This is a genomic window from Photobacterium sp. S4TG1 (assembly GCF_036040035.1).
Classification (GTDB): Bacteria; Pseudomonadota; Gammaproteobacteria; order Enterobacterales; family Vibrionaceae; genus Photobacterium.
Window position 1 is genome coordinate 109,112 of record NZ_JAYXUH010000004.1, and the last position, 21,717, is coordinate 130,828.

General features: G+C 36.8%; 21 protein-coding genes. 9 read left to right on the forward strand and 12 right to left on the reverse strand.

Features of this window, described 5'->3' with window-relative positions; translation table 11 throughout:
• The first annotated feature begins 7 nt into the window (after nucleotides 1-7).
• Nucleotides 8-682, forward strand: coding sequence for a peptidoglycan DD-metalloendopeptidase family protein (locus tag VXS03_RS07460; RefSeq protein WP_327762962.1), 675 nt, complete (start codon nucleotides 8-10; stop codon nucleotides 680-682).
• Between the two features lie 86 nt (nucleotides 683-768).
• Here VXS03_RS07460 and VXS03_RS07465 read toward each other — a convergent pair whose 3' ends face one another.
• A complete protein-coding gene (locus tag VXS03_RS07465) occupies nucleotides 769-1,935 on the reverse strand; it encodes a PcfJ domain-containing protein (RefSeq protein ID WP_327762963.1) in 1,167 nt (388 codons plus the stop codon).
• Nucleotides 1,936-2,214: 279 nt separating this feature from the next.
• Entirely contained in the window at nucleotides 2,215-2,994 is a 780-nt protein-coding gene (locus VXS03_RS07470) for an AraC family transcriptional regulator (protein WP_327762965.1), read from the reverse strand.
• Between the two features lie 190 nt (nucleotides 2,995-3,184).
• Here VXS03_RS07470 and VXS03_RS07475 point away from each other — a divergent pair, with 190 nt between their 5' ends.
• A complete protein-coding gene (locus tag VXS03_RS07475) occupies nucleotides 3,185-4,336 on the forward strand; it encodes an MFS transporter (protein WP_327762967.1) in 1,152 nt (383 codons plus the stop codon).
• A gap of 97 nt (nucleotides 4,337-4,433) precedes the next feature.
• Here VXS03_RS07475 and VXS03_RS07480 read toward each other — a convergent pair whose 3' ends face one another.
• From VXS03_RS07480 to rsuA, 3 genes are all read right to left on the reverse strand, one after another.
• Nucleotides 4,434-5,087 (reverse strand): DUF2913 family protein, encoded by a 654-nt coding sequence (locus VXS03_RS07480; protein WP_327762968.1) that lies wholly within the window; start codon nucleotides 5,085-5,087, stop codon nucleotides 4,434-4,436.
• Between the two features lie 45 nt (nucleotides 5,088-5,132).
• Nucleotides 5,133-6,323 carry a Bcr/CflA family multidrug efflux MFS transporter gene (locus VXS03_RS07485; protein ID WP_327762969.1) on the reverse strand — a complete coding sequence of 397 codons (1,191 nt, stop codon included), beginning with the start codon at nucleotides 6,321-6,323 and terminating at the stop codon, nucleotides 5,133-5,135.
• 229 nt (nucleotides 6,324-6,552) lie between these two features.
• Nucleotides 6,553-7,251, reverse strand: coding sequence for a 16S rRNA pseudouridine(516) synthase RsuA (gene rsuA, locus VXS03_RS07490; protein ID WP_327762970.1), 699 nt, complete (start codon nucleotides 7,249-7,251; stop codon nucleotides 6,553-6,555).
• A 301-nt stretch (nucleotides 7,252-7,552) separates the two neighbouring features.
• On the opposite strand from rsuA, the gene VXS03_RS07495 reads away from it, so the two are divergent.
• The 3 genes from VXS03_RS07495 (at nucleotide 7,553) to VXS03_RS07505 (ending at nucleotide 9,712) form a co-directional block, all read left to right on the forward strand.
• Complete coding sequence (locus tag VXS03_RS07495; protein WP_327762971.1) at nucleotides 7,553-8,047, forward strand: GNAT family N-acetyltransferase; 495 nt, start codon at nucleotides 7,553-7,555, stop codon at nucleotides 8,045-8,047.
• Nucleotides 8,048-8,184: 137 nt separating this feature from the next.
• Entirely contained in the window at nucleotides 8,185-8,739 is a 555-nt protein-coding gene (locus VXS03_RS07500) for a LemA family protein (RefSeq protein ID WP_327762972.1), read from the forward strand.
• Between the two features lie 13 nt (nucleotides 8,740-8,752).
• Nucleotides 8,753-9,712 (forward strand): DUF3137 domain-containing protein, encoded by a 960-nt coding sequence (locus VXS03_RS07505; RefSeq protein WP_327762974.1) that lies wholly within the window; start codon nucleotides 8,753-8,755, stop codon nucleotides 9,710-9,712.
• 61 nt (nucleotides 9,713-9,773) lie between these two features.
• Here the strand turns inward: VXS03_RS07505 and VXS03_RS07510 are convergent, their stop codons facing one another.
• On the reverse strand, nucleotides 9,774-10,367 hold the full coding sequence (locus tag VXS03_RS07510) for an NlpC/P60 family protein (protein WP_327762975.1): 594 nt from the start codon (nucleotides 10,365-10,367) through the stop codon (nucleotides 9,774-9,776).
• A gap of 282 nt (nucleotides 10,368-10,649) precedes the next feature.
• On the opposite strand from VXS03_RS07510, the gene VXS03_RS07515 reads away from it, so the two are divergent.
• Nucleotides 10,650-12,395: a DEAD/DEAH box helicase gene (locus VXS03_RS07515; RefSeq protein WP_327762976.1), complete on the forward strand. Its 1,746-nt coding sequence runs from the start codon at nucleotides 10,650-10,652 to the stop codon at nucleotides 12,393-12,395.
• A gap of 169 nt (nucleotides 12,396-12,564) precedes the next feature.
• Here VXS03_RS07515 and VXS03_RS07520 read toward each other — a convergent pair whose 3' ends face one another.
• From VXS03_RS07520 to VXS03_RS07535, 4 genes are all read right to left on the reverse strand, one after another.
• On the reverse strand, nucleotides 12,565-13,848 hold the full coding sequence (locus VXS03_RS07520; protein WP_327762977.1) for an MFS transporter: 1,284 nt from the start codon (nucleotides 13,846-13,848) through the stop codon (nucleotides 12,565-12,567).
• 529 nt (nucleotides 13,849-14,377) lie between these two features.
• Nucleotides 14,378-15,187, reverse strand: coding sequence for a Mobile element protein (locus VXS03_RS07525; protein WP_327762978.1), 810 nt, complete (start codon nucleotides 15,185-15,187; stop codon nucleotides 14,378-14,380).
• Nucleotides 15,188-15,229: 42 nt separating this feature from the next.
• Entirely contained in the window at nucleotides 15,230-15,388 is a 159-nt protein-coding gene (locus VXS03_RS07530; RefSeq protein WP_327762980.1) for a hypothetical protein, read from the reverse strand.
• An 82-nt stretch (nucleotides 15,389-15,470) separates the two neighbouring features.
• Nucleotides 15,471-15,698, reverse strand: a complete 228-nt coding sequence (locus tag VXS03_RS07535) for an amphi-Trp domain-containing protein (RefSeq protein ID WP_327762982.1) — start codon at nucleotides 15,696-15,698, stop codon at nucleotides 15,471-15,473.
• A 372-nt stretch (nucleotides 15,699-16,070) separates the two neighbouring features.
• On the opposite strand from VXS03_RS07535, the gene gss reads away from it, so the two are divergent.
• Nucleotides 16,071-17,951 carry a bifunctional glutathionylspermidine amidase/synthase gene (gss, locus tag VXS03_RS07540; RefSeq protein WP_327762983.1) on the forward strand — a complete coding sequence of 627 codons (1,881 nt, stop codon included), beginning with the start codon at nucleotides 16,071-16,073 and terminating at the stop codon, nucleotides 17,949-17,951.
• Between the two features lie 96 nt (nucleotides 17,952-18,047).
• Here gss and VXS03_RS07545 read toward each other — a convergent pair whose 3' ends face one another.
• On the reverse strand, nucleotides 18,048-20,183 hold the full coding sequence (locus VXS03_RS07545; protein ID WP_327762984.1) for a TonB-dependent hemoglobin/transferrin/lactoferrin family receptor: 2,136 nt from the start codon (nucleotides 20,181-20,183) through the stop codon (nucleotides 18,048-18,050).
• 315 nt (nucleotides 20,184-20,498) lie between these two features.
• Between VXS03_RS07545 and rplY the strand changes: the two genes are divergently transcribed.
• The gene (gene rplY, locus VXS03_RS07550; RefSeq protein WP_036794333.1) at nucleotides 20,499-20,777 is read left to right on the forward strand and encodes a 50S ribosomal protein L25; all 279 of its coding nucleotides are present in this window, start codon (nucleotides 20,499-20,501) and stop codon (nucleotides 20,775-20,777) included.
• Between the two features lie 49 nt (nucleotides 20,778-20,826).
• On the opposite strand, the gene VXS03_RS07555 is transcribed toward rplY, so the two are convergent.
• The gene (locus VXS03_RS07555; protein ID WP_327762986.1) at nucleotides 20,827-21,102 is read right to left on the reverse strand and encodes a DUF1289 domain-containing protein; all 276 of its coding nucleotides are present in this window, start codon (nucleotides 21,100-21,102) and stop codon (nucleotides 20,827-20,829) included.
• A 272-nt stretch (nucleotides 21,103-21,374) separates the two neighbouring features.
• On the opposite strand from VXS03_RS07555, the gene VXS03_RS07560 reads away from it, so the two are divergent.
• Entirely contained in the window at nucleotides 21,375-21,692 is a 318-nt protein-coding gene (locus VXS03_RS07560) for a hypothetical protein (protein WP_327762987.1), read from the forward strand.
• Nucleotides 21,693-21,717 lie beyond the last annotated feature (25 nt).

A 21,717-nucleotide genomic window follows, 5' to 3' on the forward strand; every position in this document is an offset into this window, starting at 1 on the left:
CACCGACATGACTCTCTTAACTAAAATACTTCAAGCTCATCAGTTCCATTGCGTGATTCCTGAACAATATCAATTTGGTAGCGGTCTCGTTGTTGATCTTTCCCCTAGCAGTGCGCTTTGGCAAAGTGTTAGCGCCAATCACAGTTTTGCTGATGAAATAACTCGTCAAGCAACAGCAATAGACGCACAAATAGTGATTGGTCGTTATGCAGAGCAGCGTATGATTTATCAAGATAAAGCGAATTTTAATGACAGTAAAAATCGTACCGTTCATATAGGAATCGATTTAGGCGTCCCCTCTTTAACGCCAGTCTTTGCACCATTAGATGGTGAAGTTCATAGTATTGCTAATCACCAAAACGAGGGGGACTATGGCCCAACGATTATTCTACGCCACCAGCTTGAGGGAATATCCTTTTTTACTTTATATGGTCATCTTCACCAAGCTGCTCATACGCAATTACAAGTTGGCGATTTTATAAAAGCAGGTCAACAATTCACGGCGATAGGCACCACAGAAGAAAATGGTGGTTGGGCTCCACATCTTCATTTACAGATCATTGAAAATATAGGAGCTAATATCGATAACTATATTGGGGTTGTTGATCCTCTCCAATTGGATTTTTACCGTAATAATTGCCCTAACCCTAACTTGATTCTTAAACGCTCTGATCTTGATTAAAAATCAGCACTCTGATCTTAAATCGCATATTGATAGTGATATGCGATTTAAGATCTATGGCTCATATTCTAGTAATAATCACATTATTATTTTCTAACACTATCAAGCCAGCTATACACTGTCTCTAACGTTTCATACGACGGTAAACGATTATTTCGAGCTTGAATTTGATCAACAGTATAAATATCACTCGCCCGCCCATTGGCTAAATAATGGCGCTTTAATCCTATGGTAACGCGTTCTGGCATATGCATTTTGTAGACTAAATACTCACCTTTAACTATACGGTGATGATAAATAGCAACGTAATGATTTTGTTCAATGCCTTCAAGTTCAAGTTGCTGGTAATTTCGAATAGGCACAATATTACTATTGCCTTCAAAAGGAATCTCATACTCCTTGTCGCAACTTGGATCTGGTATAACTTTTGCTGTTTTTTGAGCAATTAACCATCGATCATGTAATTTTTTCAACTCATCATACGATGTTACAGCATGGATACGTCGCACTGAATCAACATCAAGTACACGATAACCTAACTGAAACACGTCTGATAATATTTGATTAATCCGCAGCCGTTCTCGCGGCGACGCTGTAATTAAATAAAAGCCTAATTTGGTACCGGTCAGTGTTGGCCACTGTAAATACACTTGTAATGTTAAGGTTGTGATTACTGAATAATGCCGAAAAAGTTTAAATGTCATCATTTCAGGATCAAGTAGACGATGAATAACAATCACTACTGAACGGGTGGAAAAATCACTTTGAATACGATCAATAAAACGTAGCGCAGAACGACACGATGCTAGCCCTAATTTGGCTAAGATCTTACGTTGTCCTAACTCGCATAAAGCTAATACTTGCTCGTGATCTAATGGATAACGTTCACACATTAGATAAAGCAATATTGGCCGTTGGGCTAATAAATGGCGAGCTTTATCACTCATGGCTGCCATTTTAAGCATGTAAACACCCAAATCAGCATAAGCACGGGCTTTATCAACTAACCCCTCGGGTATACTTTCAATCCATGCCTTGCCACCAGCCAGTGATTCAATATGTTCAATATAAAAAGAGCAGCTGCCTTCTAATAACTCACGGTGCCCATCACGATAAGCACGATACATAATCAAACCGTCTCGCCAATCGTAAAACTCCAACACAAATGGAAAGAAAGTTAATGTCTCATCAAACGATAAGATCAAAGGTGTAGAAATATGAGTAGACTGATGTTTAGTACAACAAACAGGCATAGATGTCCCTATTAATCTGTTATCCCTCTCACAGTGACAATAATTATTATCTCAATACAATCTGTATTACTGCGGTAATTAATAAGCCTATCATGACTTATTAACATCAACATTCAACTTAAAAAATATCAAGATGAGAGCTTAGCGTAGAATATATATTCTACAATATTACGGGTTATTTAAATGTTTATTCGTGGTTAAATCTTCACAAAAAATGAGTCAATGACGACAAATATTCATCTTAATACTGTCTTTATTAAAATATTATGTGTCCAAAAATTATGATTTAAATTCAGTCATGAAATTAAGGGGGGTAAAACCTGTTTTTTGACGAAAGAAACTGATGAAAGCACTATCATTCGCAAAGTCTAAACGGTATGAAATATCAGAAATACGTTGATGTTGCGACAATAATTCAATTGCAGCTAACAACCGCCATTGTTGACGCCAACTTTGATATGGCATTCCCGTTTCTTTACTGAAAATACGCGTAATGGTTTTCTGACTTGCTCCTACTAACAGACTAAGATCAGCGAGCGTTGGTGCAATAAAATTGGGGTTATTAATCTCTTCAAGCCACTTAGCCAATCGAACATCATCTGGTAATGGCAAATTAAAATGACTTTCAGTTGCAATATTAAGTTCTTCTATCAATAAGTTAACCGAATTTAATTGTTCCTTATTAGGTTTATCAAACGCCCACATCGACATTCTTTCAAGCAGTATAGCCATCAATGGATTAATATCAATAATCTTCATGTCACGACTCAATTGTGGTTGTAATACTGGATCAAAATACAATGAGCGATACTGCGTTACATTGGTCATTTGCGCATTATGCAACATCCCTGCAGGGATCCAAGCTGCACGCATAGGCGGTAACACACATTTAACTCCGGCAAGGGTGATCACCATACATCCATGATGCGAGAATAAGAGTTGATCTTTATCATGCCGATGCTCGCCAGAATTATGATCACCAACATTCGCCGCAAGACCAATCACTAAACCATCAAAGTCATTGGGACAAAATTGCTGATTATCTTCAATATATGCCATTACTGCCACCACCTGTCCTTATATTAATATATATAGTCTTTATATTAATATAAGTTCAAAAATGAGCACCTTATAATAATTGCCATGATGAAACAATACGTATATTTACTTTAACTCTTGCACGCATGAATTAAAAAATAACCAGAAATTATATCTTTAGAACAACATCATGGGATTTATAAAAAATAATATGAATAACAATATTAATAAAATATCAATACCATTAGCGGTGACATTATTAATGTTTCCGCAGATCATTGAAACCATGTACAGCCCTGCATTAACCTCGATTAAAACGCATTTTGGTGTTATTGGTTCAACAGCGGCACAAGGAATGTCAGTATTCTTTGTTGCCTTTGCTATTGGGGTCGTTTTTTGGGGAAGGATGTGTGACACCATAGGACGTCGTCATTCAACACTGGTTGGGCTCATTATTTTTATTAGTTCTGCTATTTTCACTTTATACGCATCAACATTTACATTACTTCTTATCAGCTTTAGTTGTTGTGCATTTGGAGCTGCGGTAGGATCAGTCTGTACCCAAACTATTCTTCGTGACTGTTACCAAGGGCCAGAACTCGGGCGAGCATTTTCTATTATTGGAACCGCCATTGGCATCAGCCCTATTATTGGTATGTTAGTAGGCAGTTGGCTAACCGTTCATGGTGGCTATAAGTGGGTATTTATTGGCATGGCAATACTAACAAGTGGATTACTCTGTTGGTGTTTGATGCAATTGCCTGAAACAAAACCAGCTCACACCCAACGCGGTAGCTTACTTTTCGTCGCTATCAAAATGCTAAAAGACCTTCATGTTTGGTACATCGTATTAATGGTTGCCATTTTTAATATTGCATTATTCTCCTATTATAGCCTTGCTCCTTTTATGTTTGAAAAATTAAATGTCAGCATTAAATTATTCGGTTATACCAGCGCTGTTCTAGCTTTAGGTTCAATCTTTGGAGCTATGTTTAATATGCGGTTATTACGCCAACAAATTATACCGCAAACAATCATTACCTTAGCCTCTATCATATTGCTAATAAGTAGTAGTAGCGTTTATCTATTACAAAACTCCATTTGGTTTTTCTTACCGATGATTTTTGTCTCTTTATCATTTGGTTTAGCTTTACCTAACCTATTAAGTACTGCATTAAATAACTATAGAGATCATTTAGGCAGCGCTGGTGCACTTCTTGGGTTATTTTATTATCTCATTATTGGTGCAGGTTTACATAAAGCGGCAATAGTGGGCAATCTTGGTATTACACTTATCGTCTGTGCCATTCTTGCAATCACACTAACGCTTTTTCATCGCTTCTATAACGCGATTCATCAATAAATCATCATAATATGGCTGCCGAATGTTATCTGTGCCCTTTTCTACCTGTCTCAAATACAACTAAGCCGCAATAATGCGGCTTAGTTGTCAATTTACGTTATAGTATTCGAGTCGGTAGTTCTGGTAAGTGTAAACCTGCATTTAATGGGTAAATAATGTATTCCCCATGAAATTTAACTTTAGACTTATAGTCAGTAATTTTGAATAACAAAATTCCATGTTGGTAAGCCGTATCTATAAACTGCTGCACATTACCACGTACGTACAATGATAATGGCTTAATTAGCTCACTGTCATCATTCATTGACCCTGCATATTGCGCTGAACAAACCACTAACGATGCTTTACCATCAGTATGATGACTCACTTTACGATTAACTTCATACTCATTTGTCACAACCCAATTTTGCTGCTCTAACGCACTATAAAAGGTTGTCATTACTGCAGACGAAATAGCCGTTGATTGTCCTTGCTCATTCGTGACTTTAGCGTAAGTTTCAGCTAAGCGTTCAAAATGCAGTTTTAGTTGCGCATTTTTACCCATGGTGCGTGATTGTTGCTGCCATTCCTGCAATGTTTTCACTACACAACGATCAAAACTATGTTGTTTAAGTACTTTTGTTACCCAAGCGCTCAAAAAGATACTTTCACTGACTGGGTTCTTCTGTGCTTTACCTGTTGCTTGTGCCTCTTGTAAAGCCACTAAGCCACTGCTCACTACATTGTAAATTTCATTAAAAAAAATGGTCATGATTTATTTTAAACAATCCAAAAATATCAAATCACCACACAGCCTCTAAGCTGTGCGTGCAAGGAACCAATAAAAACCAGCCGACAATATAGCACATGATGCCATGGTCAATGCCATTGGCCACGCATTACTATCCGGCATTAATGCAACCAGACCACCGACAATAGAACCAATACCAAACCGGAACGTTCCACCTAAAGAAGAAGCGGTACCTGCCATTTGCGGATAACTCGATAATAAACATGCCATGGTGTTACTACCAATAGTTGACAATGTACCGATAAATAATGCAACAGGAATAACCACACCCCATAATCCTAGATCTAACCATTGACCAATAAATAACAACACACCTGCGGTTAATTGAATTATCAAACCAAAGCGCAGCATCCAGTGGGTTCCTTTTCGCTTTACAAAACGACCATTGATACTAGTAAATAGGATCATGCATAGAATATTCAAACAAAAGTAATAACCGAAATTCTCAACACTGATACCGTAGATATCAATGTATACAAAAGAACCCGCGGTTAAGAATGTGAACATACCAGCAAAAGAAAAACCGCTGCAGCATATAAGTCCAAACGCAGCAGGGTTTGATAGTAAACGTTTGTAGTTCTTAATAATTGACGATACATGAAACGGCATCCGTTTTTCTTTAGGCAGTGTTTCTTTAATCTTAAATAAAATAGACACTAAAACAATGACAGCAAAAATAGCTAATGCCCAAAATACAGCACGCCAACCAAACCATACAGAAAGATGACCGCCCAATACAGGCGCGATTAACGGTGCAATGGTCATGACTAATGTCACAAATGACATGGTACGAGAGAATTCTTCACGTTCAAACATATCGCGAACAAGAGCACCAATAATAACTGCCGCTGCTGCACCAGCAAAACCTTGCGCCACACGCACAATGGTTAACTCAGTTATATTTGTACTTAATGCACCTAAAATAGTTAACACTAAAAAGCTTACCGTCCCCATAATGAGCATCGGACGACGACCGTAACTATCAGCTAATGGGCCATGAATTAGCTGACCAAAAGCAAAACCTGCGGTGTAAGCTGTGAGTGTGACTTGAACGGCACCAGGAGAGACTAAAAAGTCTTTAGCAATATCTGGCATTGCCGGTAAATACATATCAATAGCAAAAGGAGTTAAAGCGGCAATTGCACCGAGAATGAGAATGAGCTGTAAACTCAATTTAGATGAGGCTTGTTGAGTCATAAGGATTCTTTTATAAAAATAACAACGATAAGCTGTATATAATTGCTATTGAGAGGACAATACCCCTATTGTACGCTAAAAAACGACAATCATTCTTTCCTAATAGGAAATAAAAAATTTCTAACTGATCTTACCCTGAGTAACATTGATTTTATTTAATATGCAACTTATAAAAAAAGCATAAACAAGAATATTTATGCTTTTTTAGTATTTAAAACAATGAGTAATATTATTTAGCTAGAAACGACGCAATCTCTTCATCCGTTAATGGACGGTATTCACCCGGTGCAAGATCCTCATCTAATTCAACTGCACCTACTCGCTCACGATGCAAGCCAACAACGCGATTTCCTACCGCAGCAAACATACGCTTCACCTGATGATACTTACCTTCAGTGATGGTTAAAACACCCTCACGTTCACCTACAATTTCTAATTTAGCAGGTCGAGTTAGCTCTTTCTCACCATTTAATTGCACACCAGCTTCAAATTGCGCAATATTTTCAGCAACAATAGGATCAGCTGTTTCTACAAAATAAACTTTCTCACACACATGGCGCGGTGAAGTAATACGGTGTGACCATTGGCCATCGTCTGTTAATAATGTTAAACCAGTTGTATCACTGTCTAAACGTCCAGCCACGTGCATCTTTTCAGGGCTAACTTCATCAAACAATACAAAAACAGTCGGATTGAAATCATCAACATGTGAACACACAAAACCTTGTGGCTTATTCAACATGAAGTAACGAGGCCCTTGTAGGCGAAGTGGACGACCATTAAATTCTACATTGTTATTGTCGCCAACAGAGAAAGAAGCACTGCGGACGATCTCACCATCAACTTCAATCATTTTATCACGAAGAAGTTTACCGGCTTCTCTACGGGTGATACCTAAAGTGGTACCTAAGAATTTATCAAGCCTCATTGACTGGCTCCGCTACTTATAAAAGATTTGGTATTATAAGAAGCAAATCACAGATATGCATTAAAAACTTCAATTTCGACCACATTCATGCTCTAAACACATTGAAACAACACCCTTCTAAAAATAAAAGAGTTAACGCTACCGTTATTTCATTAAAAATATGAACATTTCTATGACTCAATTGTCATATATCTGCTAGATTACAAATAAAAAAACATTCACTCTATGCAAATACAACAACTTACTCACACGTTGTAATCAATAAAGCTTTCAAGATAAGGCTTTAACTTAGGGACTCAGTATGAACATTTCTCTCCGCACACCAATACTTTCTTCATTAGATAAATTTCTTCAGTTAATCGATGAATTATTTGATTATGAGGCCTTACCTCAAAATACAGAGCAGACCATGATCGCAGTAAAGCAACTGCTCAGTAATCCAGAATTAGGACAGGCATGGTTCATTGAAGTAGAACAGCACGGTATTAAACATATTGCTGGACATATTATTGTCAGCTATAGCTTTAGTCTTGAGCATGGTGGCAAAATTGGTTTAATCGATCAGTTCTACTTAAAAGCAGATTGGCGTCAACATGGTATTGGTACCGAGTTATTACCTCAACTTGAAGCATTAGTTGTAGAAGATGGCGTTAAAGCGTTATCACTTGAGGTTAATATCGGTAATGCGGGAGCTCGTAATTTCTATGAAAAGCATGGCTTTACACCTCGTCGTCAATTTTGCATGATGACAAAAAACTTAACAGAATCACCAGTACCAGCCACTCTTGCCTCATAAATTAACCTAATAATGACGATTAATCTGCATTTAAGCCTTGTTTTGACAAGGCTTTTTTCGTTATAACTAAAGGAAACCTAAAAACAGGTAGTCACTCCCTTGTTCCTCGCTACTCGTTTATATAAAGGAAAATAACAATGTTAATAAGTATAGTCGTCTTTATAGCACTGGTTGCTGGGTTATATATTGCAATGCGCAACAGCCTTATTGGTAAAAAGAATCAAGTGGCAAATGCAGAGGCAAGCATTGATGTCATGTTGAAAAAGCGGTTTGATTTACTCCCAAACTTAATTGAAACCACTAAAGCTTACATGAAACATGAGCAGTCGGTACTCACAGAATTAACCGCATTACGACAGCAATCACAGCATGTAGACACAGCAAATAAACCACAATTAGATAAACAGCTATCAGAAGCCGTTTCTCACTTTAAAATTGCGATTGAAGCCTATCCTGATTTAAAAGCAAATGAAAATACGATCCTGTTAATGCGTTCGATTAATGAAACGGAAGAGCAAATCTCAGCAGCTCGTCGTAGTTTTAATGCTGCAGTAACACGCTATAACAACGCCATTGAAATGTTTCCATCCAGCTTTATTGCTAACCAAATGATGCTAACAACGCTACCGTTATTTGAAATTACAGATATAGAACGCACTAACATTGATGCGGCACGTTTATTTAAGCAGTAGGATATCAATATTTATGGATAGTAAACTTACTGTACTTTACGAAACCCATCTTAAACCTCAATTAGAAGCACTAGATCAGGATCGTAAAAAAGTTATCAAACAATATTGGCAATCATTATTACTGGGTGTTGGTTTTGCCATTATTATCATTCCATTAAGCTTTATGTACGATTTTCAAGCTTTCGGAATTATTTTTTCGATTATTATTGCTATCGTTATGCACCGTTTATACAACAAACGTTGGGATCAGTATAAAAAAGATTACAAGCATAAAATAGTCACTAAATTAATCAGCTCTATTGATAGCAGTTTTAGTTACAAACCAACACAATGCATTGATAAGCAAGACTATAAAAATAGTGCCCTTTTTGGTCGCCACTATGACCGTTATCGCGGTGAAGATTTTATTGAAGGCCAAATAGATAAAACATCGCTACGCTTTTCTGAGTTACATACTGAATATAAAACACAAAGCCGAGATAACAGCGGTAAAAATCAAGATCAATGGCATACTATTTTTAAGGGGCTATTTTTCGTTGCTGATGCAAATAAACATTTCTCGGGGCAAACTACCATCATGCCAAAGAACCACAGTATTTTTTCGGCAATAGGACAGAAACTCTCAGATATTTTCAGCAATAACCAACAACAAGTGATTCTTGAAGATCCAGATTTTACGCAACTATTCAATGTCTACAGTAATGATCAAGTAGAAGCACGTTATTTACTGTCGCCAGCAATGGTGCAACGGTTAATCAATTTCAGTAACCGCTCAGATCACACAATAGCCTTTTCATTTGTTAATGATCATCTGTATATTGCAATATCAAGCTCTAAAAATTATTTTGAACCCAAATTATTTCAACAAGCTGATTCTTTAACGTTTATCGCATCTATTTATTATGATCTAAAATTTGTTATCAATATTGTTGATGAACTCGACCTCAATACGCGAATTTGGACAAAACCATAACAACCCGTTATAGATTTCAACAAAAAAACGGAAGCTCAAGAGCTTCCGTTTTTAGTCAATCTTAGATAGTGACTAATCGTCTAATCTGCCAAAAATGCCGTTTCCAAAAAGTATGATGTAAATTTGAAATCGACACCCCTCGCGAACTTGCTGAGTTCATGAAGTCACCATTAGAAAGATAAATCCCCACATGACGCTCATTTCGCCCGGTTTTAAAGAAGACTAAATCCCCTAGTTTGGCTTGATCTTTACGTATACGTCGGCCTAATTTTACCTGTCCTAACGTTGTTCGAGGTAAATGACGATGAAATACTTGCCGATACATCTTCATCACAAAGGCTGAGCAATCAATACCTCTATGACTTGAGCCACCATAATGATAAGGCGTCCCTTTCCATCCATAGTATGCATGGAAAATTTTATGTCTCACTAATCGTATATGTCGTCGTTCTTGTGCTTTTGTAAGATGATGAGTCTTACGTACATGGTGTTTATAGTGTAATGTGTGCCCTTGTTGCTTACTTTTATGTAAATAATAACGGTGAATACGGGAGTGATGCACCGTTACATGTGCGGTCGTTCGCGTCGTAGACGCTGCGGCATACCATGATAAAAATGCCGATAAAACGATAATAATTCTGAAAATATAAAGCATTGATTGTGATTTTTAATTATAAGTAAAGATTATAGCTAAGTTACAATGTAACATTATTATCGTTACTAGATTGCCCTATTTATGCAATATATAAACTCAATAACGACCATAGCTATTACCTTAAAAAATCGCATCTTCTGTTGACAAGTTTTCTTTTTCGCACACATCTCAACCCCATATTAATTCAGTAAATTACTGCGCGCTCTTTCGTTACGGTTAGCTCTTGCCAAAACACTGGTTAAATGTACACTAATAGCAGTTCACTTGTTATAGATTTACCACATGTATACTTTACGTCCTTACCAGCAAGATAGCGTTAACGCTACCATTCATTACTTTCGCAAACACAGTACTCCAGCCGTCCTTGCTCTACCCACAGGGGCAGGGAAAAGTCTCGTTGTCGCAGAATTAGCCCGCATTGCTAGAGGCCGTGTTCTGGTATTAACTCATGTAAAAGAGTTGGTAGAACAAAACCACGCTAAATATGAAAGTTATGGCCTGAAAGCAGCTATTTTCTCTGCGGGATTAGGACGTAAAGAAACCGATCAACAAGTGGTGTTTGCTTCAGTTCAATCAATGGCAAACAGTCTTGATAAATTTCATGAACAATTTTCATTGCTGGTTATTGATGAATGTCATCGCGTACCTGATGATGAAAATAGTGCCTATCGAAAAGTTATCAAACATGTACAAACTGTTAATCCCAATATCAAGGTACTAGGATTAACCGCGACCCCTTATCGTTTAGGTATTGGCTGGATTTACAAATATCACACTCGTGGCCAAGTCAAAACTGAAACCGAGCGTTTCTTTCGCGATTGTATTTTTGAATTACCCATTCGTTACTTACTTGATGAAGGTTTTTTAACTGAACCTAAAGTAATGGATATGGCAGTATTAGGTTATGACTTTTCCTCATTAACACCATCAAACACTGGACACTATAAAGAATCAGATCTCGATAGTGTAATTGAACAATCAGGCCGCGCTACACCAATGATCATTGAACAGGTGATTGACTATGCCAAAGATCGCCGCGGTATCATGATCTTTGCTTCAACAGTTAATCATGCTCAAGAAATCATGGGTTATCTCGCACATGAAAATGCCGCGCTTGTTATCGGCGACACCCCCCTTGATGAACGTGATCGAATCATTAATGATTTTAAAGCACAAAAAATCAAATACCTTGTTAACGTATCTGTATTAACTACAGGTTTTGATGCACCGCATGTTGATCTTATTGCCGTATTACGCCCAACAGAATCTATTAGCCTTTATCAACAAATCGTCGGCCGTGGTTTACGGTTATTTGAAGGTAAAAAAGACTGTCTTATTCTTGAATATGCGGGTAACTGTTACGATCTCTACCAACCTGAAGTGGGCGATCCTAAACCGAATGGCGACAGTGAAGTAGTGATGGTTCCCTGCCCTGCATGTGGTTTTAACAATAGCTTTTGGGGCAAGCTTGATCCTGCTGGCTTTCTCGTTGAGCATTATGGTCGACGCTGCCAAGGCTATTTTGAAGATGACGATACGGGTGAGCGTGAAGAATGTGGCTACCGTTTCCGCGCAAAATATTGCGAAGAATGTGGCGCAGATAACGACATTGCCGCTCGCCGCTGTCATCAATGTGATGCGGTGATGGTTGACCCTGATAAAAAGCTACGCGAAGCATTAAAGCTCAAAGATGCAATGATAATGAAATGCACCGATATGCGTTTAGAACCGGGTAAGAATAAGTTTGGTAAGCCACAACTTAAAGTGGTTTATATTGGTGATGAAGACAACGAAATTAATGAGATTTGGCAGTTATCAACCAATACTCAAAAGAGTGACTTTCTCACCAAGTTTATTAATCCGCACTTAGTGGATAGACATCGCCCCTTTACTGATACCGCCCCGACAAAAGTGGCAAATAACGAACATCGATTACGCCCACCAGAAATCATTATTGCCCGTAAAAGTGGCCGCTTCTGGGCAATTCGCGATAAGTTGTTCGATTTGGATCAGTATCAAAATAAATGATCGCTACCCAAAAATATATCTTATTCAATGATGTTTAAATAAGACAATCGGTAAATTTAATAGCTTTATTAATAGTTAATAGAAATAATCAGTCAAAGCCGTATAATACTTGAGTATTATACGGCTAGTGTCAGTATTTATAATATAAACCACATTAAAGAAGAATAAATCACACGTTCTTAAAATTATATACCTTAGACTTATGATTTAATATAACATTAAAAATGAGAGGAAAAATACAAATTAAACCAATAATTAAAACAATAGCAAATATGTAAATAAGATTATGAATATGGTAGTGAGTGATTTGTATTGCTAACATAGGCGCAACACCACTTACTGCAGCCCCCAAACCATAACTTGCACAGCAGCCACTGCTGCGAACTTTTGCAGGGAATATCTCTGAAAAAATAGGTGTTGCAGCGGCTTGTATTACACAAAGACAAACAGTCAACATTAACATTGCTGCATTTATATTATAGAGATCGTTTGAAAATATTAACTTAAAAATAAAAGGTAATAAAACGATATGTAATACTATTCCTATAGATGTTAATTGTGCCCTTCCTATTTTATCAGAAAGAAATCCAAATAAAGGATATAGTATACATGCGACGGTTAACATAACTGAGTTAATAATAAGCGATTGTTCTAATGAAAGATTACTATACTGAGTAAAGAATGTAACAAAATAAATAAAATCAAGATAAAATATAACACATACAACAGCGGATAATACCGTAGATATAACAAAATTTAGTTTATGTAAACGCCATAAATGAAGGTATGTATTATCATGACTCTCAGACTCTATTACTACTTTTTCTTTTTTTGATAATACCTTAATGTCAGACCGGACATAAAAATAATAAATCGCAAGCAGAATACCGCCAATAGCAAATGCAATTCGCCAAGAATATTGACTCCATGAGTTTGGTAAAATATTAATCACAATATAACTCACTACAGATGCTAATAAAAAGCCTAAGACAGAAACCGCTAATGCAATTCCTGTATAAAACCCTTTATTTTTCAAACTATCATCTTCACTTGTCACCACAAGTAAGTTTGCAAATTGTCCACCAGCCGATAGACCTTGTAAAATTCGAATTATAACAAGTAGAATTGGAGCAACAATACCTATTGATTGATAGCTTGGTAATAACGCTACAACAGAAGTTGCAGCCCCCATTATCAATATAGCTAAATTCATACTGTAATAACGGCCGACTTTATCGCCAATCCAACCAAAAATAAAACCACCAATAGGACGAGCTAAAAATCCAACAGCAAAAGTAGCAAATGTAAATAACAATGCTGTAAACTTACTTTGATTACTAAAGAATGTATCGCCTATTGTTGAAGCAAAATAACCAAAAAGACAGAAATCATACCATTCAATAACGTTACCAAAGGAAGATTTCAGCATTTCCATTATATTTTTCCATTGCATGCATAACCTTTAACTACTATTAATTTGTTTCGTATACTAAACAAATTAATAGTAGTTAACAAGATAACTCAATACTTGATATAAACTTAAAACATCAATAAGAACGTTATCTTTTACATGTAAAGGCTATTATTTGCCGCTAATTTAAAAATCTTTATTTGCAGTACATAAGCATTAATAATTGATATATATATCATTTTAAAAAATAACTGCCCCATTGATTTTTATTTTTTTTCGTATTATTTTTTCGTATATAAAATAATACTTACAAAATCTTTATATATACATGATATAAATTTACATCATTACATGCATATTATTTAACAAACTCTCTATTTCTGGACAGCCAAATGTTTAGTTATTAAATAAAAGCCTAAAAAATAAATCACCCCTCCGTAATAAACTATTTATCTATAAAAATTACCGCTTATTTTTACATTTTTGATGAAATTTATGTATTTCAGGATCAACAACACCCACAATATTAATAGTTATTGTGGTATTTTCATTTGATTATAAATAAGCATATTTAACGCGGATGTAGTTGATGACTCGCAGACTTTCCTTTACACCAATGCCCACCAACATGTTGTTTGAATGCACACATTCGGGACCATTTCCCACTTACATTGGCATAATGCTCCATAAATTGTTCACTGTGTTCAAGCCAAGCATCAAGTGTTATTCCCATTTGCTGTAAAATCTTAGGTTGATTAGGTGTAATAAAGCCTTTTTTATCATTTCGAATACACCGACCAGTCCAATCAATAAGTTCAAGGTAATCAGCAAAAGCAAAGTTTATCCCCGCTTTTTTTGCCTGATGTTCGCTACCAACAAAAGGTAATAATTGAAAATGGCTAGTACTTGATGGCGTTTTCTTTGAACTGGAAGCTTTAGCATGATGGTATTCACGAATGCGCTGTTGAATAGAAGTGAAATCTGACTGCTCTAGTGATGATGTAATTCCAGCCCTGATTGGATTCAAATCAACGTACATCATGCAAGATAATAACGCTTGTTCATCCAGTAGTGCTTGGGACTTAAATCGTCCTTCCCAAAAAGCCCCTTTACATTGATCTTCTTTATTGGCTTTTCGCGCAATTTCTTCATTCAAACAACGCATAAACCAGCTAATACTCCCTAGTCGTTGTTGCCATTCAGCCACTAAGGCAGATAACGATTGTTGTTTATCCGAATCGATTTGCCCCTCTTTTAAAAAATCGACAGCGATTGGATGGCCATTAAATAGCTGTAACCAGCGTGATATTACCGCTTCTGAAGTTAGCTTTTGCTGCTGCTCTGTATCTATTTTAAGCACTAAATGATAATGGTTACTCATTACAGCATAAGCACAAACATCAATACAAAACACAGAAGATAATTATTTGATTTTATTAACGATCCAACCACGACGGTGCTGGTAGTTTTTACCGTTATACGGGTCATCCCCACACAAATAGGCACGACGTACACAGCGATTAATCACATGATAAAAAGGCGTGATTTGAGGCTCTATCAATTTTCGTCTAGAGATTGTCATTGGTTCCACCATAAGCAACTTGAAGCTTAACTATAGTAGCTCATGGTTGATGTGCAAGGCTATGGCTGTCCATTGATCTTTTTTAATCTTTGTTACACCACTTAATTTGAAATTCGATTTCTTCTTCGTTACCTTCACGTTCATGCTCTACGCTATATTCCGCACGAACAGGCACATAAATACGTTCACCTGCAATTTGAATTTCAAACCGGCTGCCACTTTCTACGGCATCAGCTAAGCGACGTAATTTGGCTACAAACTCAGCATTTGAGTAATATTTTTCAATGTCTCTTTGTTTTTTATCTGTCATCTTTTAACTCCTCTCAATCTATATCAAAACCCATAACGTTAAACGATAACAGGCATCGCTATAACTATTTTTAACACTCTGCATCATTTTCACTAATCATAAGAAAAAATAAACGATCAAACTGCGACTATGCTTCTAGTTTTAATAATTCAAGATCCTCTTTTCCATACCATCACATTGCACAAAACGTCCATATCATTGAAATATATTTACAAGCTTATGTTGTGTATTGAAAACCCTTCACAAAAGTTTTAGCTTAGATAAAAGCCTTTATTTTCAACACACCCCCCTGATGCGTATGCATTTAATAACGCTCATTATTTGAGCCACATCATCGGTCGTAAAAGGTTAAACCACAACTAGGCCAAAAGCATGAATATAGATAATCCCAACAATGCCCCTTTCGGTACTTTACTTGGCTATGCCGCAGGTGGTATCGCCATTTATTCTTCTGATTACAGCACGATAAATGAAGACGAATATGCTGATGACTCTGCAATGAGGAGTTATATCCACGGAGAATACATGGGATATAAATGGCAATGTGTTGAGTTTGCACGTCGTTTTTTGTATATCAACTATGGATTAGTATTTACCGATGTCGGAATGGCATATGAAATTTTCTCGTTACGTTTCTTACGCCAAGTGGTTAACGATAAAATTTTACCTTTATATGCTTTTGAAAATGGTTCACGCCAAAAACCTGTTGTTGGATCATTATTGATTTGGCAAAAAGGAGGGGAATTTCAAGACACAGGCCATGTTGCTATTATTACCCATATTGAAAATGATAAAGTAATGATTGCCGAGCAAAATGTGACTTTTGCGCCATTACCATTAGGTCAACAATGGACCCGTGAACTTACATTACATATTGAAGATGGTTGTTACACCATTGAAGATACCTTTGATGATACCGAAATTTTAGGTTGGATGGCTTATAATGCAGATACAACTTATAGCCTACCACAGCCCTCTCCCAAGCCTGAATTACTTAATATTCAAGCAGCTTGGCGATTAAATAGCGGTCAGTTTGCAAACGACTGGTTAGATAGCAATGACGAGCTAGAACAAACGTACTCGCGCGTTAATGCTAACAAGTTACTCAATGATGATATCTACCGCTATTTCACTATTTCAGAAAGTGCGGAACAAGAGCTGGCTAAAGCAACCAATGAATTGCATCTGATGTACTTACACGCAACAGACAAAGTACTGCAAGATGATAATTTATTAGCACTGTTTGATATTCCAGAAATTTTATGGCCTCGGCTACGCCTATCATGGCAAAAACACCGCCATAGTATGCTAACTGGTCGTTTAGATTTCTGTATGGATGAAAATGGCTTAAAAGTTTATGAATACAATGCTGACTCAGCTTCTTGTCATACTGAAGCTTGTTTGGTCATTCAAAAATGGGCTGAGCAAGGAGGTGATATCACTGAAAACAGCCCAGCAGAAGATTTACTGAATGAGCTTGCCAGTGTATGGAAATACAGTCAAAAATATTCTTTCGTTCATATCATGCAAGACGATGATGACGAAGAAGATTATCACGCTTTATTCATGCAAAAAGCCCTTACTTTAGCAGGAATTGAAAGCAAAATACTTAAAGGATTAGACGGTATTCACTGGAACCCAGCCGGACAATTAATTGATGATAATGAACGTTTAATTGAATGTGTCTGGAAAACATGGGCATGGGAAACAGCCATAGATCAAGTGCGTGAAGTTAGCTCTACCGAATATGCAGCAGTACCGATTCATACTGGCTATCCAGATACAAAAGTACGTTTAATTGACGTGTTATTGCGCCCTGAAATCAAAGTATTTGAGCCATTATGGACGGTGATCCCAAGTAATAAAGCTATTCTGCCGGTATTGTGGTCTTTATTCCCTCATCATCATTACTTATTGGATACCGATTTTCACATTACAGATGAACTCAGCCAAACAGGTTATGCAATTAAACCGATTGCTGGGCGTTGCGGTAGTAACATCGATTTAGTCAGTCATAATGAATCTGTATTAGATAAAACTGATGGAAAATTTAACGAGCAGAAAAATATTTATCAGCAATTATGGTGTTTACCTAAAGTAGCAAACAAATATATTCAAGTTTGTACTTTTACTGTTGATGGCAATTACGGTGGTGTTTGTTTACGCTCTGACAATTCATTGGTCATTAAAAAAGACAGCGATATTGAACCATTAATTGTTTTGGAAGATGGCGCCTTTCTAAAAAACCGATAACGCTTTTATTGTTAAAATAAAAAGCCGTGTTAATGAACTTTATTTTAAAAAGATCATAACACGGCTTTATTTTAACTATTTTTTAGCCATAAAAACTTAGAAATCATAGTTAAGATTGATGCCAAAGTTACGCCCAGGCTGACTACGGCGATCAATACCATCGGTCGTTTTGCTTGCACCAGCCAGATCTTGGTATTCCCAATACTCTTTATCTAACGCATTAAACAATCCCGCGCGAATAGTCATATCTTTTACCGGATGGTAATACGTTGTTAAATCAACCACAGTATAACCAGCAACATTTAGATTATTTTTATCTTGCCAATTATCTTTTGCTGCAACCATCTTAATATCTACCGCAGTACCCCACGTTTCATTTGGTGCATCATACCCCACACCAACAACGGATGTTAACGGCGTGATTGTATCAAGTGTTTTACCCGTTTCTTTATCTTCACCATCTTGGTATGCAATAGTGGCTTTAGCATAAGTACCCATTGGGGCATTAATGATTTCGTCTAACCACACATTAGCTGATAATTCTGCTCCGTAGATACGTGCCTTTTCAATATTTTCATTGGTCGTAATGTCAATATTATTAGAGTTTGTTGTCACTTCCTGAATAAAATTAGAATAGTCATTGTAGTAAACAGAAGCAGTCAGGTTACCAATACGGTTTTCCGCACGTAATCCTAACTCATAAGAATTACTTTCTTCCGGTTTAAGATCAGGATTTGATTTAATAATGTACCCATGTGCAGTATTGTTTTTATCGTAATACATTTCATACAGTGTTGGCGCTCTAAATCCTTGGCTGTATTGAGCATAAGTACTGAAATTATCGTTCCAATGGTATACCGCACCTAAACGAGCAGTAAATGCTTCACTTTTATGATCTTGCAAACCAGAACTTGAATCAGGTTTAGCTTCAAATTCATCATAACGAGCGCCGGCTGTTACTACGGCTTTATCATTAAGCATGAAGATCTGATCTTGAATAAATACACCACGTTTTTCAGATTTAGCCTTTGGTACTTCCGTCGGCCCAGGCTTAGAAGTGCCATTGTCTAAATTATAATCAATATAATTTAAATCAAAGTCATCATTAACAATCGTCGCACCATAAGTTAATTTATGGCTGGATTGTGCTAATTCAATGGCTTTAGCAAATTGAATATCAAATTGTTTACTCGTATCTTCCCCTTCACGATAACGGTTACGATTGCCATACATGTCGGTATGATCGTAATTATCATGTTGGCTATGTTGTTGCTGCCAATTCACTTGCCATTTTAATGAATCAAACACAGCATTATTTGCTAACCATTCATGCTCAAAACCAAATCGTTTACGGTTATCCTCATCAACAGCACGTGTTTTAGTATAAGTAAAACCTGGCATGACAGTATAGCCATCACGAGACAAAATATCGCCATTAGCACTACGCGTATAATACTCACCCGTAAATCCAATACGGTTCGCGTTGTTAATCTGATAAAACGCTTTCGCTAACACATTATGCGATTCTATATTCAATGGATCAGCTGACTTACGGTTTATCCCTTTACTATTGTCATGGGTATCATAGGCGTCAGTTTCGTGACCATCACGATAGGTATAGATGAACATTGTTTCTAAATCACCAATTTTCTTGGCCGCTTCAACACCTAACTTATATTGGTCATCAGCACTTGCGTAACCACTCTTTAACCCTACGTGTGATGATTCGCCTTTTAATAAGTCTTCCGGGTTTTTAGTACGCATGATCACAGTGCCGCCCAAAGCATCACTGCCATAAAGGGTTGATGTCGGCCCCTTATTGATTTCGATGGCTTTGAGCGTATCAATTTCATAATTGTTGCTATTTTTACGCATTGCATTTGCGCCGGGGTTATAAGATGCTGGTTGTTCAACGCCATCAACTAATACTTTAACGCGGCTGCCTTTCATACCGCGAATAGTAATATCTTCCATACCAAATCTACCCTGACCATTGACTGAAACCCCGGGTTCATATTTCAATGCTTGCTTTACATCAGTCGCTAAATTTTTATTCATTTGTTCAGAAGTAATTTTAGCAACAGAGGCGGGTATATTTTTTATCGACTCTTCTGTTCGAGTACCAGAAACAACAATTTCATCAAATTGAGAAACGCTATCTTGCGCATAAAGTGATGGCGAAGAAAATGCTATAACGAGTGAGCTAGCGATAAGTGTCAGTTGTTTGTTCATAATTCCCTGCTTAACAATAATCCAACAATGTAATTCGACGACGATTATACATATCTAAATGATAATTACTATCATTATCATTGGTATTACCGATTAAGACTAAGCAGATTCTTAAACTAATTAACTATCTGAATGAACGAATATAAACCAGCTGATTACATATCCATCTATCGCAGACTAAAACAATAAAAACTGATAAAATCGCAGCCAATGTTCTTGCATATAACAATATTGGTTGTTAGTATGCGCCCTCGTTTTACGATACTAAGTAAGGTCGCATTACTTAGTAAATTATTAAATCAAAGAGTATTGATTATGAAATTTAATGCAATTGTACGTACAGACCTTGGTAAAGGTGCGAGCCGCCGCCTACGTCTTACTGAGCACTTCCCTGCAATCGTTTACGGTGGCGAAGCTGCACCAGTAGCTATCACTCTTAAGCACAGTGATATCATCAACCAAATGGATAAGCCTGAGTTCTACGAAGGTTTTGTTCTTGTAATCGATGGCCAGGAAGTTAAGGTTAAGCCTCAAGACATCCAACGTCACGTGTACAAGCCAAAGGTTGAGCACATGGACTTTAAACGCATCTAATTGCGTGTTCATAAAACTCTTCAAAAAAGCACTCTTCGGAGTGCTTTTTTTATGGGTCCGATTTATGAATATCATCAAATATAAATTGTTGTTGTGGTGATGGAGTACTGCTCTCTTGAGTATCAGTATTTCGCTGACGACGCATAATGCGCAAATAGCGCTGTCGACATAATTTTATAACGTTGATCTTTTGATCTGCGGTCATCTGTTGCCAATAAAATCGCTCATCCCGACTTCGATAACACCCTTTACAATAACCTCGATTATTGACCTGACAACAGCCAACACAAGGGCTTGGCACATCAAAAAAATCAAGTTGTTCCATGTTACTTCACTCTTTAACTGTTCTATTCTCCTTTCTTGATCATAAACCATTCTCATCAATTCACATTTAAATCGTAGCTGTATATATCATTAAATAATGTTATTAAAGCAGTGACATTGTTTTTATTGTTAATATTAATTGTTATTTTTGTGTGTTGATTTTTGATCACTTATTCTGCTAAGGTTATTAGCATTGTCACGGCAGATAATTATTTATCACTTAAATGTCTTTATTTATTCATGACAAAACAAAGACATTAACTGGAGGGAACCATGGATTTTTTCGTACCATTGGCTAAAAATATTGATCAAGCACAATCCGTTTATTCGTCAATTGCAGAGCATGTATCAGCGCCAAAGCCAACGAATGACAAACGTATCCAAAAATTAGTCTGGACCCATGAAGGTGTTGAGTGCATTGGTGAAATTGGAAAATTACCACCCGAGGTTTTCCGTGCTAATGACGAAATTTTAGCTATTTTTGAATGTGATAATGTTTATAAGATTTGTACTCAAAATCGTGGTGTTATTAATTTTGACCCTATTTTAGCAAGTACTGATAATGTAAAACATGTCACCTACTTTGACTAACTTCTTTATATCCTTAGTTCAAAAT